Source organism: Pseudomonas frederiksbergensis, from assembly GCF_000802155.2.
In the GTDB taxonomy this organism is placed as follows: Bacteria; Pseudomonadota; Gammaproteobacteria; order Pseudomonadales; family Pseudomonadaceae; genus Aquipseudomonas; species Aquipseudomonas frederiksbergensis_A.
Genome location: NZ_JQGJ02000022.1, coordinates 12,914 through 27,491, shown reverse-complemented (window position 1 = coordinate 27,491; position 14,578 = coordinate 12,914). Strand labels below are relative to the sequence as shown.

Here is a 14,578-nt window from a genome sequence, read left to right as displayed (position 1 = left end):
CGTTTTTTCCATTTCGAGTGATCAGTACGTCACCTGATACCCACGGCTACTCAAGCAATTGCCCTGCGCCTGGCGGTAGGTCTGTACCACTTCCGGCGCCGGCGGGTAGGTGTAGTTGCGCGGGTCGAACCCACTCTGCTGCACCGCCCAGCGATAGCAATCGTAGCCGTCCTGGTTGACCTGCTCCCGGGACTGGCCGTTCGCCGGATAAGCCACCACATCAAAACTGTTGCCCTGCGGTTGCGGCTGCGGGTTGGCGATCGGCGCATCGACCACAACGTAATCCCGGGTATTGGCTTCGTAGATGTAATAAGCGCCGGCGGCAAGGAAGAACAGGGAGCTGCCGATCCAGACCTCACGGGCGTAGTCGGGCAGGTAGCGGGTACGAATGCCCCGTGGCGGCTGGACCACGACATAACGTGGCCCTTGGGGGCGATACCAGTAGCCACCGGAGTAGAAATAATCGTGGCCGCGATAGGGCACGCGATAATTGCGGTCAGGGAAACGGTCGATCACATACCCCGGGCGATATTGCGGTCCCGGCCCCCAGCCGTTGCCATGGCCGTCGGGCCGGCCAGGCCAATGCTGGTCGGGACGCCCCTCGTGGCCGGGACGTGGGCCTGCATTCGGGTAACCATCGTTGCGACGCGGGATGTCGCGATAGTAGCCCGGTTGTGGTTCACGGGTCTGGGTCACGCTGTCGGGCCGGCCCTGGATCGGCAGGTTATTGCCGGGTTGTTGTTGCGGCGGGCGATCGTAAGCATTGGGATCTTGTGGTGGGCGATCATACTGCTGCCCACCCGGATTTTGCGGCCTGACCTCGAACTGTCGGCTGTTGTCGCCCCGGATGATCTCGTTGCTTGGCTGCCGGGGCTGGCCTGGATACCCCTGGCCATTGCCACCCCGTCCGTTCTGCCCTGGGCCGCCTTCGGGGCCGCCACGGTTTTGCTGATCGTCGGCCATTCCCTGCGCACTGACACTTGCCCACAACAGACCAACACCTGCCAAACGCCAGATGCGCGACTTCATGAAATTCCTCACAACGGTTCGGGGCCTGAAAGTAAGACTGGGGAAAGCCCAGGCCGGTTCTGCGATAGGTTATCAGCCGTGGGCTTTATTTCGCAGGCATAAAAAAGGGAGGCCCGTCGGCCTCCCCTTGAGAACTTCGTCCGTGCGCGACGCTTTTGACGTCGGCTCACCTCACGCCGTCTTCTGGACAGTGTGCAGCTCGGGGGTCTGCCAGTACCGGTGGGTACTGCGACCGCAGCCGGCCGGATTGGGCGGGCTGCACTGGACTGTTTGTCCGAGCAGTGATCTTGGTGGTAAGCATAGGCCCGAGGCGTCGGCAGCCGATTGCGAATATTGCTGGATTAAACTCCACTTGCGCAATTTTTAGCCTTGGATGGATAATCTCACGCAATTAACCAGATAAAGGCCCGCTCGATGAGCAAACTCGACCGTTACGACCTGAGTATTCTGGCGGAATTGCAGCGCGACGCGCGTATCTCCAACCAGGAACTGGCCGAACGCATCGGCCTGTCGCCCTCGCCGTGCTCGCGGCGGGTCAAGCAGTTGGAAGACGACGGCTATATCACCCGTCAGGTTGCCCTGCTCGACCGCAAGATGCTCGGCCTGAGCCTGACGGCCTACGTGCTGATCGGCATGGACCGCCACACCCCCGATCGCTTCGAGACCTTCGAAGCCGCGATCCGCAACCTGCCGCAAGTGCAAGAGTGCAGCCTGGTCACCGGCATCGACGCGGACTACCAGCTCAAAGTGGTGGTGCCGGACATGGACCATTACCAGAAGCTGCTGTTGGGGCACCTGACGCGGATCGAAGGGGTCACCAGCGTGCGATCGAGTTTTGTGCTGAACCAGGTGCTCAACAGCACTGAATTACCGTTGACGCATCTGCGTAGCTGACCGCTTTTGTGGCGAGGGAGCTTGCTCCCGCTCGACTGCGCAGCAGTCGCAAACCGCTCCACTGGCAATCAGGAACCGGTCAGATTTTTTTGGGGTCGCTGTGCAACCCGGCGGGAGCAAGCGCCCTCGCCACAAGATCTCCAGCCCGCGATGAACAGCTGCGACACACCGCCGCAGCCCAATCCTGCACCCGGCCACCATGCCGTATACTCGCCCCGCCTTTTTACAACCGCGTCCACGCCGGAGTGCCCCGATGGATCCTGCTGTTTTCGAAGAGTGGATGATGACCGGCCTGGTCAGCATCCTGATCATTTTCATGGGCTTTATCGTCTGGGACCTGGCGAAGAAGTCCAAGGCCGGACGCTTTGGTTCGTTCATCCTGTTTTTCGTGCTGGGCCTGGGCGTGGCGGCGTTCATCATCAAGAGCGTGGTGATCGGCCTGATCGAGTCCGGCACGTTATAGACGCGCTGGCACTTCCTTCCACTGGCCTTGGTCGAGGCCTTCGATTGTCCAGTCGCCAATCCTGACCCGCACCAGGCGCAAGGTCGGCAACCCCACGGCAGCAGTCATGCGTCGCACCTGGCGGTTGCGCCCTTCGCGAATGACCAATTCCAGCCAAGACGTCGGTACGCTTTTACGAAAGCGCACCGGTGGATTGCGCGGCCACAATTGCGGTTCGTCCAATTGGCGGGCCTCGGCCGGCAGCGTCATGCCATCGTTCAATTCCACACCGGCACGCAGGCGCTGCAACTGTTCGTCGCTCGGCTCCCCCTCGACTTGGACCCAGTACGTCTTGGCCAGTTTGTGCTTGGGGTCGGCGATGCGCGCCTGCAACTGTCCATCGTTGGTGAGCAACAACAGCCCTTCGCTGTCACGGTCCAGGCGACCGGCCGGGTAGATGCCGGGCACGTCGATAAAATCCTTGAGCGTGGCGCGCCCTTCACCGTCGCTGAATTGCGTCAGCACATCGAAGGGTTTGTTGAACAGGATCAGCTTCGGCTCGGCCGGAGGCGCCTTGGCCACGCGGCGCGGGGCGGAGGCTGGAGGCTTCGCGCCAGGGCGGCGGGAAACGGGACGGGGCGGACGGGGCATGGCAGCGACAACATCTAACGGTCTGGGCCGACCATGCTAGTGGCCCGACCGTTAAATGACCACTACCCGATCAGCGGAACGGCGGCTCGTCGAAGCTGCGCAGTTTGCGCGAATGCAACGAGTTGAGTTCGTTGCGCAACAGATCCAGCGCGGCGATCCCGATCTTCAGGTGCTGGTTGACCGCCCGCTCGTAGAACGCGTTGGCCGAGCCCGGCAGCTTGATCTCGCTGTGCAGTGGCTTGTCCGAAACGCAAAGCAACGTGCCGTAAGGCACCCGCAGGCGATACCCCTGGGCGGCGATGGTGCCGCTTTCCATATCCACCGCAACAGCGCGGGAGAGGTTGATCAATGGCCGTTCCTGGGCCCAGCGCAATTCCCAGTTGCGATCGTCATAGGTCAGCACGGTGCCGGTGCGCAGGCGTTTTTTCAGCTCATCGCCTTTTTCGCCGGTGATGTTCGCCGCCGCCTGCTGGAGTGCCATTTGCACTTCGGCCAAGGCCGGGATCGGGATGTTCGGCGGCACCACCCGATCGAGAATGCCATCGCGGCGCATGTAGGCATGGGCCAGCACATAGTCGCCAATGGTCTGGGACTGCCGCAGCCCGCCACAGTGACCGATCATCAGCCAGCAATGCGGACGGAGCACGGCCAGGTGGTCGGTAATGTTCTTGGCGTTGGACGGGCCGACGCCGATGTTCACCAGGGTCACGCCATGGCCATCGCTGGCCTGCAAGTGATAGGCCGGCATCTGATAGCGATGCCAGACCACGCCCGCGGCGATGGCAGAGGCTTCGCCGTGATCCATGTTCTTGTCGATGATCACGTTACCCGGCAACACCATCCGCACGAAGCGCGGGTCACTGCGCAATTGCTCAAGGCCGTGGACAATGAACTGGTCGACATAACGGTGGTAGTTGGTGAGCAGGATCCACGGCTGCACATGGCGCCAGTCGCTGCCGGTGTAGTGCACCAGGCGACGCAGCGAGAAATCCACCCGTGCGGCGTCGAACAGCGCCAGGGGCAGCGGATCGGTGTTTTCCCAATCGTAGAGACCGTCGGCGATGCCATCAGTGGCAGCTGACAAATCGGTGCTAGGGAAGACTCGCGCCAGCACGGCGGCAGTCACACCGGAGCCGGCGAGTTCGTCGCCCTGCTCCACCACATACGGGTACGGAATGTTCTGCTCGCTGACACCCACCTCGACGGTGACGGTGAAGTCGTGCATCAACGGCACGAGCTGCTCCAGCAGGTATTTGCGAAACGCGGCCGGGTGGGTAACGGTGACGCTGTAAGTGCCGGGCAGCTGGACCTTGGCGTAGGCGCGAGTGGTTTGCGGGACTTCGCCGTGACAATGATAGGTCAAGCGCAGGGCCGGGTAGCGAAACAAGGCCCGTTGCTCGGCATCCGGCTCGACGCGGTCCTTGAGATAACGCTTGAGCGCCTGGTTCAGCGCAGTGGTCGCACGCTCGTGCAGGGCCGCCAGCCGATCCACGGCTTGTTCGGCGGTTTGAACGACAATAAACGCTTCGGTCACGATCAGCTTCCTGTGTTCTGACTTGCAGGCCTTCATCTTGCCTGCATCGCCGCCGGACGGGAACAGTGGCGTATTGGACTCGATCGCTTCCACAATAGGTAGGGTTGTTTCAGAACCCCTGCGGGGTCGAGCGGGCGACGATCGCCTCGACATTCAAGCCCCGAGGCAGGGCGCCGTATACCCGACCAGTCGAGCCCAGGCGACTGGCGATAAAGGCATCGCTGACCTCGCCGTTCCCCGCCTCGAGCAACAGCTTGGCTTGCAGGCCCACGGCGATATCTTCGGTCAATTGCCGGGCGCGGTACTGGATGTCGCCGGTGTCCTTGAAGGCTGCGTGCAATTGGTGGATGTGCCCGGCCAGGCGCTTGTCGCCGTGGCCGTCGCCCAACTCGCTGAACAAGACCTCCAGCACACCGGGCTCCTTGGACAAGGCGCGCAACACATCAAGGCATTGCACGTTGCCAGACCCTTCCCAAGTCGAGTTGACCGGCGCTTCACGGTACAGGCGCGGCAGGATGTTGTCTTCGACGTAGCCGGCCCCGCCCATGCATTCCGCCGCTTCGTTGATCATCGCGGGGGCGCGCTTGCAGATCCAGTACTTGCCCACCGCCGTCACCAGCCGAGCGAACTTGGCTTCGTGTGCGTCGTCGAGATGATCCAGCGCCCGCCCCATGCGCAGGCTCAGGGCCAGCGCGGCTTCGCTTTCCAGAGCCAGGTCGGCGAGCACGTTTTGCATCAGCGGCTGTTCACTCAAAACCCTGCCGCCAACCAGGCGGTGCGCGCAGTGGTGGCTGGCCTGGGTCAAGGCCTGGCGCATCAGGGCGCTGGAGCCAACCATGCAATCGAAACGGGTCATGGCGACCATCTCGATGATCGTCGGCACGCCTCGGCCCTCTTCACCGACCATCCAGGCCAGTGCGCCACGGAACTCGACTTCGCTGGACGCGTTGGAGCAGTTGCCCAGCTTATTTTTCAGCCGTTGGATATAAAACTGATTGCGTGTGTCATCCGGGCGATGACGCGGCAGCAGGAAACAGGTCAGGCCCTTGTCGGTCTGGGCCAGGGTGAGGAAGGCGTCACACATCGGTGCCGAGCAGAACCATTTATGCCCCACCAGTTCATAGGCCTGGCCCGGTCCGCTGGCGCCCACCGGATAGGCCTTGGTGGTGTTGGCGCGCACATCGGTGCCACCTTGTTTTTCAGTCATCGCCATGCCCAGGGTCACCCCGGCCTTGTGGGCGATGCCGACGTTGCGCGGGTCGTATTCGGTGGCGAGCACTTTCGGCACCCAATGCTCGGCCAGATCGGGTTGCAGGCGCAGCGCCGGCACGCTCGCGAAAGTCATGGTCAACGGGCAACCGGTTCCGGCTTCGGCCTGGCTGTGCAGGTAAGTCATCGACGCGCGGGCGACATGGGCGCCGGGTTGCGGATGGGCCCACGGCAGGCTGGGCAAGCCGTGCTCGACGGCGGTACGCATCAGTTGGTGATACGCAGGATGAAACTCCACCAGGTCGATACGGTGGCCGTAGCGATCGTGACTGGAAAATACCGGCTTGTTCTGGTTGGCCAGGAATCCCGCTTCCATCAACGGCCCGCCGGCCAGCGCACCGTAGGCATCGATCCGCGCCTGCGCCCAATCAGCACCGAAGCGTCGAGACCACTGTTGCAACGGCAGATCGATGCGGTACAGGTTGGCGCCGTCCAGGGACGGCGGCTGATTCGTGACGTCGTGGGTTTCGGCGAACTGATGCAGGTTCATGGCGGGGCTCCTCGGTCGGCCAGCAGGGATTCAGTTAAGCACCGCCCCCAGGCCGATCAAAGTGGCATATCCGCCTAAATATCGGCGCTTTCACCCTGTTTTGGACAAAGCACGCGTCGCTGCAGAATCGCCTGGAGCACTTCGAATTTCACCGGTTTGCTCAAATAATCGACCAAGGCCCCGGAGGGGCAACGCTCCTGCTCGATGTTCGGGCTGACCACCAGCAGGGGCAAATCCTCGCAACCGGACAGCGCGCGGATCTGGCAGCAGAGTGAAACCCCGTCCGGCGGCGCCGACTGGCAATCGAGGAGCACCGCGTCAAAACTGTCGCCCTGTAGCAGGTCCAGGGCCGCTCGACTGTTGTCGGCGGTGCGCACCCGATAGCCCAGTTTCAGCAGCATGCCGCGCATGACCAACTGATCGACGGTGTTGTCGTCCGCCAGCAGCACCGTGCAATCCTGGGGCTGGCGCGGATCCCGGCGTCCGCTGAAGGAAAATGGCGTCGAGATGGCCATTGGCAACGCGATGTCGAATTCCACGTCGAGCTGGAAACGGCTGCCGCGCCTCGGCTCGGAAATATGGGTCAGGCGCCCGCCGAGCAGTTCGACCAACTGGCGACAGATCGCCAAGCCCACGCCAAGGCCGCCGTATTCGCGCGTCATCGAGCCATCGAGCTGGAAGAAGCGCTGGTACAACGTCGCCTCGCCCAGATCGGTGAAACCGATGCCGGTATCGATCACGGCGAATGACAGCACCAGACGATCCAGCTCCGACGGCCGCCCGCTGACCCGCAGCGCAACGCCACCCGAGCGGGTGAACTTGATGGCGTTGTCCAATAGGCATTCCAGGCACTGGGCCAGTTTACCGCTATCACCGACCAATCGATCCGCCAGGCCGGGGCCAATGTCGACCTTGAAATCCAGGCCCTTGGCAACCGCGTTGGCACCGAACTGCACCTGCAAGGCGTCAATCACACCGCGCAGGCTGAACGGCGCCGGGTAGACCTTGAGCTTGCCGGCCTGCAACTCGGTGAGCGTGAGCATACCGTTGACCATGCGCATCATGTCCCGCGCCGAACCGGCCGCCGTCTGTTGATACTGGGTGAGTTCCGCGTCCATCTCGACGGTTTCCATCAACTCCAGAGAGCCAATCACACCGTTCATTGGCGTGCGCAACTCGTGGGTCAGGGTGGCGAGGAATTCATCCTTGAGTTTGTTGCCCTGGGCCAATTGCTGGTTGAGCACTTCGAGTTTCTGGCCGGCGTCGAACAGCGTCTGGGCTTGCTGCTCGCGCATCGCGTTGATGCGATCCGCCAGGGCGAGGGACAACAGCGCCACTTCGATGGCTGAGCCGATCTGGCTGGCGTACATGGTCAGGAAAATGTTCGGCAGGTAACCCAACACCATCATCGTGTTGACGATGCCTCCCAGCAGGAACGCCGACCAGGCAATGATGAAATAACGCGCGACCCGCAGGCCACGCCACCAGGCGAACAGCCCGGCGCCAAAGATCACCACGGTAAACACCAGGGCCAACGCTGTCGCCAGGCGTAGCGCCAGGGCATAGCTGGTCATCAGCGACAGCCCCACCACCACGGCGCTGTAGGCAATCAGCACAAGCAATACTCGATCGACCCAACGACTGTATTGCGCGGTTTGCAGGAAGCTGCGGGCGAACTGGCTGCCGAACAGCCCCGCGCAGCCGATGAAGAATGGCGTCGCAGCGTTGGCCCACCACGGATTGTCCGGCCAGAAATACTCCACCGCGGCGCCGTTGACCGACAACTGATACAGGCCGAACGAGGCGATATAGAAGATGTAATACAGGTAGCTGGTGTCGCGCACGCTCAAGTAAATGAACAGGTTATAGACCAGCATCCCCAGCAACACGCCATAAATGGTTCCCAACACATACAGGCGCACCGGCTGCTGCTCCAAGTACGCGGTGCTCGACCACAGCGTCAACGGCGCCTGGATCGAGCCCTGGCTCTGCAGCCGCAGATACACGACCTGGCGTTGTCCCGGTTGGAAATCCAGGCTGAACAGGTAATTGTTCTGGCGAACCTCGCGGCTGGCAAACGGCAGTGCATCGCCCGTCTGGCGAACCAGGCGATACGCCCCGCTGCCGTCGGCCAAGTACAAGTCCAAGTGATCCAGCGGCGGATACGCCAGTTCCAGCAACCAGGTTCGCTGGGCGTCGGGATTGGCCGGACGATAATGCAGATCCACTTTCAACCAGAATGCCGACCGTGAGTAACCGGCATTGAGCGTGGCTTTGTCATGGGGTTTGAAACGACCGGCCGCGGCCTGGGCCAGGACTTCATCGATGGAGGCCGTGCCGCTGGCATCCTCAAAGACCTGCAATGCATGGCCCAAAGGCAGGTTTTGGGTAGAGTCATCAAATTCGAGCGCACTTGCCAAGGGGGACAAGCACAGCAGCAACATCAGCAAATAGCGCATTTAAGCCCCAGCGTGGCCTGTCCGGTTGAGTCAGGAAGCCCCCCATTCCCTGAGTAGACGTAAAACCGGCATTACCTGTTATTGGTTGGATCCATCCGTAGCATAGCCGTTGATGGCCAATTTGCACCACGGAAATTTTTCCGACAAAAGGCTCTAGGACGGGCGTCTCAGCGCCAAGCATTGAGATAGAGCTGTTGCTTTGGTCAAGTTGCCAACCGGCGGACCACAAAAATAATCGCCAGCAAATCCCTCTGCGCCCGATCACCGATAAAAGAGGTTTGGTGATAAGCTCGCGCACCATGAATATCTACAGCTCTCGCCCCGTTGTCCTCTGTCTCTCCGGCCACGACCCAAGTGGTGGCGCCGGCTTGCAGGCAGATATCGAAGCCCTGCTCGCCCAGGGATGTCACGCCGCCCCGGCCGTTACCGCGCTAACCGTGCAAGACACGGTCAACGTCAGCGATTTCCGCGTGCTCGATCGCGAGTGGGTGCTGGCGCAAGCCAATGCCGTGCTCAACGATTCGCCCGTCGCGGCGGTGAAGCTGGGGATGCTCGGCTCATTGGAAATGGTCGACACGGTGGTCGAGTTGCTCCAGGCACACCCACAGCTGCCGATGGTCTGCGACCCAGTGTTGCGTGCCGGCGGCGGCGGACGGCTGGGCAAGGATGAAGTTGGCTACGCCATGCGCGAACGCCTGCTGCCCTTGGCTATCATCGCCACGCCTAACCTGCCCGAAGCGCGCATCCTCGCCGAGTTGCCCGAAGGCAGCGCCGATGAATGCGCAGAAAAATTGCTGCCCTTCGTCAAGCACCTGCTGATCACCGGCGGCCACGGCGACGAGCATGAAGTCCATAATCGCCTGTACAGCCGCGACGGACACCGCGAGACGTTCACCTGCCAGCGCTTACCCGGCAGCTATCACGGCTCCGGCTGCACCCTCGCCAGCGCCATCGCCGGCCGGCTGGCCCAGGGCGAACAGCTCGCCAGCGCGGTCAAGACAGCGCTGGACTATACCTGGCGTACCCTGCGCGATGCCGAACAACTGGGCAAAGGCCAGTTCGTACCGCGTCGCCTGCCGCTGGATTTCTGCTCGTAGCACAGGAGCTGTGGAATGAAATTACGTGGCCTTTATGCCGTGACCGACAGCCAACTGCTGGCCGGCAAGTTCCTCGCGTATGTCGAAGCCGCACTGGAAGGTGGCGTGACCCTGCTGCAGTACCGCGATAAAAGCAGCGACGAAGCCCGGCGCCTGCGCGAAGCCGAAGCACTGCGCAACTTGTGCGAGCGCTACAAGACTCAGCTGATCATCAACGACGACGCCGAATTGGCCGCGCGCCTTGGCGTCGGCGTCCACCTCGGCCAGACCGATGGCCCGCTGGCGCCGGTGCGGGCGTTGCTGGGCCACAAGGCAATCGTCGGCTCCACTTGCCACGCCAGCCTGGAGCTGGCCGAACAGGCCGTCAACGAAGGCGCCAGCTACGTCGCGTTCGGGCGCTTTTTCAACTCCAGCACCAAGCCCGGGGCGCCCAGCGCAAACCTTGAACTGCTCGAACAGGCCCACATCAAACTGCATGTACCGATTTGCGCCATCGGCGGCATCACCCTGGAAAATGCCGCCCCGCTGGTGGCCCACGGGGTCGACCTGCTTGCGGTGGTCCACGGCCTGTTCGGCGCCGACAGCACCGCTGACGTGACGCGCCGCGCCCGCGCCTTCAACGACCTGCTGCACATCAAATAGTCATTTTCCGTTTTCGAGAGCCCTGCCATGTCCCGTTCCGAAACCCTGTTTGCCAACGCCCAGAAACACATCCCCGGCGGCGTGAACTCGCCCGTTCGTGCGTTCAAGAGCGTCGGCGGCACCCCGTTGTTCTTCAAGCATGCCGAAGGCGCCTACGTCACCGACGAAGACGACAAGCGCTACGTTGACTACGTGGGCTCGTGGGGCCCGATGATCCTGGGCCACAGCCATCCGGACGTGCTGGATGCCGTGCGCAAGCAGTTGGAACACGGCCTGTCCTACGGCGCCCCGACCGCGATGGAAACCGAGATGGCGGACCTTGTCTGCTCCATCGTGCCGTCGATGGAAATGGTGCGCATGGTCAGCTCCGGCACCGAAGCGACCATGAGTGCGATCCGCCTGGCCCGCGGCTACACCGGCCGCGACAGCATCATCAAGTTCGAAGGCTGCTACCACGGCCATTCCGACAGCCTGCTGGTCAAGGCCGGTTCCGGCGCGTTGACCCAAGGCGTGCCAAGCTCCGCGGGCGTGCCGGCGGCGTTCGCCAAACACACGCTGACATTGCCGTTCAACGATCTTGAAGAAGTCGAGAAGATGCTCGGCGAAGTCGGCCAGGAAGTGGCGTGCATCATCGTCGAGCCGGTGGCCGGCAACATGAACTGCGTGCCGCCGGCGCCGGGTTTCCTCGAAGGCCTGCGCAGCCTGTGCGACCAGCATGGCGTGGTGTTGATTTTCGACGAAGTGATGACCGGCTTCCGCGTCGCCCTCGGCGGCGCCCAGGCCCATTACGGCGTGACGCCGGATTTGAGCACCTTCGGCAAGATCATCGGCGGCGGCATGCCGGTCGGCTGCTTCGGCGGCAAGCGCGCGATCATGGAATGCATCGCGCCACTGGGCCCGGTCTACCAGGCCGGCACGCTGTCGGGCAACCCGTTGGCGATGGCCGCCGGCCTGACCACCCTGCGCCTGATCAGCCGCCCGGGCTTCCACGCCGAACTGACCGACTTCACCACGCGCCTGCTCGATGGCTTGCAAGTGCGTGCCGATGCGGCAGGCATTCCGTTCGTCACCACCCAGGCCGGCGGCATGTTCGGCCTGTATTTCAGCGGCGCCGATGACATCGTGACCTTCGACGACGTGATGGCCAGCGACGCCGACCGCTTCAAGCGCTTCTTCCACTTGATGCTCGAAGGCGGCGTCTACCTGGCACCAAGCGCGTTCGAAGCCGGCTTCACTTCCATTGCCCATGGCGAGGCGGAACTGAAGATCACCCTAGACGCAGCTGAACGCGCCTTCGCAGCGCTGAAATAAGCCTGTGGATAACTGACGTTGGCTGACACCAGCGTCAGTTATTGGCCATGGCCTACCTTGCCTTTTCTTACAGATCTGCCCAACAAACCGTCGCTGCGGTTCCTTTGCAGTAGAAAAACGAGTAAAGACTTTGTAAGGATGGCCCCGCTTATTTCATAATGCGCGCTTATTGGATCCCCCGGAGGATCCACGCGCCCCTCAGAGGTAAGTCGATTCCCATGAACCGCACCGGCCGCACCCTTGCCTTGGGCTGCCTGTTGCTCCTTCAGCCCCTGCTCGTTCATGCACAGGCAGGCGGTAACTCGTTGTTGATCCCGGCGATGGGCCGTTGCACCCTCAACACCCAGCCACAAGATCTCGCACCGGCACTCGACGCCTGTCAAAAAGCGGCCGACGCGGGCGACGCGCAAGCGCAATACGAGTTGGGCGAGTTCTACTACGACGGCAAGGCGGCGCCCCGCGACCTCAAGCAAGCCCTCAACTACTTCGAAAAAGCCTCGCTGCAAGGCCATGCCCAGGCGCAGTTCAAGCTCGGCGGCATGTTCTTCCATGGTGAAGGTGTACCGGCCAACAATGTCCAGGCCTACATCGTGTTGAAGATGGCGGCGGTCAATGGTGCCGAAGAAGCCCTGGACACCGCCGACGAGGTCGCCGAGCAGATGCCCCGGGATGAGTTGGAAGTGGCCACCCAGGTGCTGGGGCAGATCTTTCGCAAGTACCTGATGGAATTGCAGAACGCCGACGGGCGTACGCCCTTCTCGCCGCTGCCCTGAATTCACTGCGGCCCCTGTGGCGAGGAAGCTTGCTCCCTCGCCACAAAGGGCTGCGCTCAACTTATCGACAGGTTTACTTCTCGGGCATCGGCATCGGAAACGGCATCACATTGCCGACCGCGCCGCGCGCTTCGCTGATTTTCGGCGTGCCCAGGCGCTCGACTTCATCGATGCGCACAATCGAATGCATCGGCACGAAGCTGCGCACCACGCCTTCGAACTGCGCCTTGAGCTTTTCTTCGCTCGGGTCGACGACCACTTGCGTGCGCTCGCCAAAGACGAATTCTTCCACTTCCAGGAAACCCCACAGATCACTCTGATAGATCTGCTTGGCGTACATTTCGAACACCTGGCCCTGGTTGAGGAAAATCACCTTGTAGATTGGAGCTTCACGTTTGGTCATGGCTGGCGAAACACATCGGCGGGTAAAAATGAGGGCGCGAACTATAGCATAGCCACTGCTCGCACAGCGGTAGGAACTGGGGGACTTGTTGCCTATAATGCGCGGTTCTTTGAATCACGTGATGACCCCGTCCATGGCCAAGAAGCTTTACATCGAAACCCACGGTTGCCAGATGAACGAGTACGACAGCTCGCGCATGGTCGATCTGCTGGGCGAACACCAGGCCCTGGAAGTTACCGCCCGCGCCGAAGACGCGGACGTAATCCTGCTCAACACCTGCTCGATCCGCGAGCGCGCCCAGGACCGGGTGTATTCCCAGCTCGGCCGCTGGCGTGAACTGAAGCTCGCCAACCCGGAGATGGTCATCGCGGTCGGCGGCTGCGTCGCCAGCCAGGAAGGCGCCGCCATCCGTGATCGTGCGCCCTACGTGGACGTTGTCTTCGGCCCGCAGACACTGCACCGCCTGCCCGAGATGATCGACGCCGCGCGCGTGACCAAGTTGCCGCAAGTCGACGTTTCGTTCCCTGAAATCGAAAAGTTCGACCACCTGCCCGAGCCGCGCATCGACGGCCCCAGCGCCTATGTGTCGGTGATGGAAGGCTGCAGCAAGTACTGCACCTTCTGCGTGGTGCCCTATACCCGCGGCGAAGAAGTCAGCCGGCCGTTCGATGATGTGATCGCCGAGATCATCCACCTGGCGGAAAACGGCGTGCGTGAAGTGACCCTGCTGGGGCAGAACGTCAACGGCTATCGCGGCCTGACCCATGATGGGCGCCTGGCGGACCTCGCCGAGCTGATCCGCGTGGTGGCGGCGGTGGATGGCATCGACCGCATCCGCTATACCACGTCTCATCCGCTGGAGTTCTCCGACAGCCTGATCCAGGCCCACGCCGAAGTCCCCGAGCTGGTCAAGCACCTGCACCTGCCAGTGCAATCGGGTTCCGACCGGATCCTTGCGGCCATGAAGCGCAACCACACGGCATTGGAGTACAAATCCAAGCTGCGCAAGTTGCGCGCGGCAGTGCCTGGGATCTGCATCAGCTCGGACTTCATCGTCGGTTTCCCCGGCGAAACCGAGAAAGACTTCCAGCAGACCATGAAGCTGATCGAAGACGTGGGCTTCGATTTTTCCTATTCCTTCGTCTACAGCCAACGCCCCGGCACGCCGGCAGCCGATCTCGCGGACGAGACCCCGGAAGAAGTCAAAAAGGAACGACTCAACGCCTTGCAGCATCGTCTGAACCAGCAAGGTTTCGAGATCAGCCGACAAATGGTCGGCTCCGTCCAGCGGATCCTGGTGACTGACTATTCGAAAAAAGACCCGGGCGAACTGCAGGGCCGCACGGAAAACAACCGCATCGTCAACTTCCGCTGCGACACCCCGGCCCTGATCGGCCAGTTCGCCGACGTGCACATCGACGCCGCGCAGCCGCACTCCCTGCGGGGTTCGCTGGTCCAGTAACAACACAATCCCCTGCGGGCGGGCTTGCTCGCGAAGGCGGTATCACAGCCAATATCCATGTTGGATGTGAGACCCCCCATCGCGAGCAAGCGCGCCCCCACAGCGAATCGTGCCAAGCCCTG

At 62.1% G+C, this 14,578-nt stretch carries 13 protein-coding genes; 7 read left to right on the top strand and 6 right to left on the bottom strand.

Features of this window, described 5'->3' with window-relative positions; genetic code table 11:
• Window positions 1-21 precede the first annotated feature (21 nt).
• On the bottom strand, window positions 22-1,029 hold the full coding sequence (locus JZ00_RS25935; RefSeq protein WP_039594084.1) for a DUF6515 family protein: 1,008 nt from the start codon (window positions 1,027-1,029) through the stop codon (window positions 22-24).
• A gap of 414 nt (window positions 1,030-1,443) precedes the next feature.
• Here JZ00_RS25935 and JZ00_RS25930 point away from each other — a divergent pair, with 414 nt between their 5' ends.
• Complete coding sequence (locus JZ00_RS25930) at window positions 1,444-1,923, top strand: Lrp/AsnC family transcriptional regulator (protein ID WP_039594083.1); 480 nt, start codon at window positions 1,444-1,446, stop codon at window positions 1,921-1,923.
• 253 nt (window positions 1,924-2,176) lie between these two features.
• Window positions 2,177-2,386, top strand: coding sequence for a DUF2788 domain-containing protein (locus tag JZ00_RS25925; protein ID WP_039594082.1), 210 nt, complete (start codon window positions 2,177-2,179; stop codon window positions 2,384-2,386).
• On the opposite strand, the gene JZ00_RS25920 is transcribed toward JZ00_RS25925, so the two are convergent.
• From JZ00_RS25920 to JZ00_RS25905, 4 genes are all read right to left on the bottom strand, one after another.
• Window positions 2,381-2,947, bottom strand: a complete 567-nt coding sequence (locus JZ00_RS25920; protein ID WP_162488981.1) for a pseudouridine synthase — start codon at window positions 2,945-2,947, stop codon at window positions 2,381-2,383. The genes JZ00_RS25925 and JZ00_RS25920 overlap by 6 nt on opposite strands.
• Window positions 2,948-3,086: 139 nt before the next feature.
• Complete coding sequence (gene amn / locus JZ00_RS25915) at window positions 3,087-4,586, bottom strand: AMP nucleosidase (protein ID WP_162488980.1); 1,500 nt, start codon at window positions 4,584-4,586, stop codon at window positions 3,087-3,089.
• A gap of 73 nt (window positions 4,587-4,659) precedes the next feature.
• Entirely contained in the window at window positions 4,660-6,309 is a 1,650-nt protein-coding gene (locus tag JZ00_RS25910) for an acyl-CoA dehydrogenase family protein (protein WP_039594080.1), read from the bottom strand.
• Between the two features lie 74 nt (window positions 6,310-6,383).
• Window positions 6,384-8,768 (bottom strand): hybrid sensor histidine kinase/response regulator, encoded by a 2,385-nt coding sequence (locus tag JZ00_RS25905; RefSeq protein ID WP_039594079.1) that lies wholly within the window; start codon window positions 8,766-8,768, stop codon window positions 6,384-6,386.
• A gap of 299 nt (window positions 8,769-9,067) precedes the next feature.
• Between JZ00_RS25905 and JZ00_RS25900 the strand changes: the two genes are divergently transcribed.
• The 4 genes from JZ00_RS25900 to JZ00_RS25885 all read left to right on the top strand — a co-directional run bounded on the left by JZ00_RS25900 (window position 9,068) and on the right by JZ00_RS25885 (window position 12,591).
• A complete protein-coding gene (locus JZ00_RS25900) occupies window positions 9,068-9,865 on the top strand; it encodes a hydroxymethylpyrimidine/phosphomethylpyrimidine kinase (RefSeq protein WP_039594078.1) in 798 nt (265 codons plus the stop codon).
• A 15-nt stretch (window positions 9,866-9,880) separates the two neighbouring features.
• Window positions 9,881-10,507, top strand: a complete 627-nt coding sequence (thiE, locus tag JZ00_RS25895) for a thiamine phosphate synthase (protein WP_039594077.1) — start codon at window positions 9,881-9,883, stop codon at window positions 10,505-10,507.
• A gap of 27 nt (window positions 10,508-10,534) precedes the next feature.
• On the top strand, window positions 10,535-11,818 hold the full coding sequence (gene hemL, locus JZ00_RS25890) for a glutamate-1-semialdehyde 2,1-aminomutase (RefSeq protein ID WP_039594076.1): 1,284 nt from the start codon (window positions 10,535-10,537) through the stop codon (window positions 11,816-11,818).
• 218 nt (window positions 11,819-12,036) lie between these two features.
• Window positions 12,037-12,591 (top strand): tetratricopeptide repeat protein, encoded by a 555-nt coding sequence (locus JZ00_RS25885; protein ID WP_039594075.1) that lies wholly within the window; start codon window positions 12,037-12,039, stop codon window positions 12,589-12,591.
• A 73-nt stretch (window positions 12,592-12,664) separates the two neighbouring features.
• Here the strand turns inward: JZ00_RS25885 and JZ00_RS25880 are convergent, their stop codons facing one another.
• The gene (locus JZ00_RS25880; RefSeq protein WP_003185742.1) at window positions 12,665-12,994 is read right to left on the bottom strand and encodes a DUF1820 family protein; all 330 of its coding nucleotides are present in this window, start codon (window positions 12,992-12,994) and stop codon (window positions 12,665-12,667) included.
• A gap of 133 nt (window positions 12,995-13,127) precedes the next feature.
• Here JZ00_RS25880 and miaB point away from each other — a divergent pair, with 133 nt between their 5' ends.
• Window positions 13,128-14,456, top strand: a complete 1,329-nt coding sequence (gene miaB / locus JZ00_RS25875; RefSeq protein WP_030140358.1) for a tRNA (N6-isopentenyl adenosine(37)-C2)-methylthiotransferase MiaB — start codon at window positions 13,128-13,130, stop codon at window positions 14,454-14,456.
• Window positions 14,457-14,578: the final 122 nt, after the last annotated feature.

What these genes read in the sequence shown, in the direction of transcription:
- JZ00_RS25935 (WP_039594084.1), bottom strand. Translation starts at nt 1,029, where the DNA reads ATGAAGTCGCGCATCTGGCGTTTGGCAGGTGTTGGTCTGTTGTGGGCA.
- JZ00_RS25930 (WP_039594083.1), top strand. Translation starts at nt 1,444, where the DNA reads ATGAGCAAACTCGACCGTTACGACCTGAGTATTCTGGCGGAATTGCAG.
- JZ00_RS25925 (WP_039594082.1), top strand. Translation starts at nt 2,177, where the DNA reads ATGGATCCTGCTGTTTTCGAAGAGTGGATGATGACCGGCCTGGTCAGC.
- amn (WP_162488980.1), bottom strand. Translation starts at nt 4,586, where the DNA reads ATGAAGGCCTGCAAGTCAGAACACAGGAAGCTGATCGTGACCGAAGCG.
- JZ00_RS25910 (WP_039594080.1), bottom strand. Translation starts at nt 6,309, where the DNA reads ATGAACCTGCATCAGTTCGCCGAAACCCACGACGTCACGAATCAGCCG.
- JZ00_RS25905 (WP_039594079.1), bottom strand. Translation starts at nt 8,768, where the DNA reads ATGCGCTATTTGCTGATGTTGCTGCTGTGCTTGTCCCCCTTGGCAAGT.
- JZ00_RS25900 (WP_039594078.1), top strand. Translation starts at nt 9,068, where the DNA reads ATGAATATCTACAGCTCTCGCCCCGTTGTCCTCTGTCTCTCCGGCCAC.
- thiE (WP_039594077.1), top strand. Translation starts at nt 9,881, where the DNA reads ATGAAATTACGTGGCCTTTATGCCGTGACCGACAGCCAACTGCTGGCC.
- hemL (WP_039594076.1), top strand. Translation starts at nt 10,535, where the DNA reads ATGTCCCGTTCCGAAACCCTGTTTGCCAACGCCCAGAAACACATCCCC.
- JZ00_RS25885 (WP_039594075.1), top strand. Translation starts at nt 12,037, where the DNA reads ATGAACCGCACCGGCCGCACCCTTGCCTTGGGCTGCCTGTTGCTCCTT.
- JZ00_RS25880 (WP_003185742.1), bottom strand. Translation starts at nt 12,994, where the DNA reads ATGACCAAACGTGAAGCTCCAATCTACAAGGTGATTTTCCTCAACCAG.
- miaB (WP_030140358.1), top strand. Translation starts at nt 13,128, where the DNA reads ATGGCCAAGAAGCTTTACATCGAAACCCACGGTTGCCAGATGAACGAG.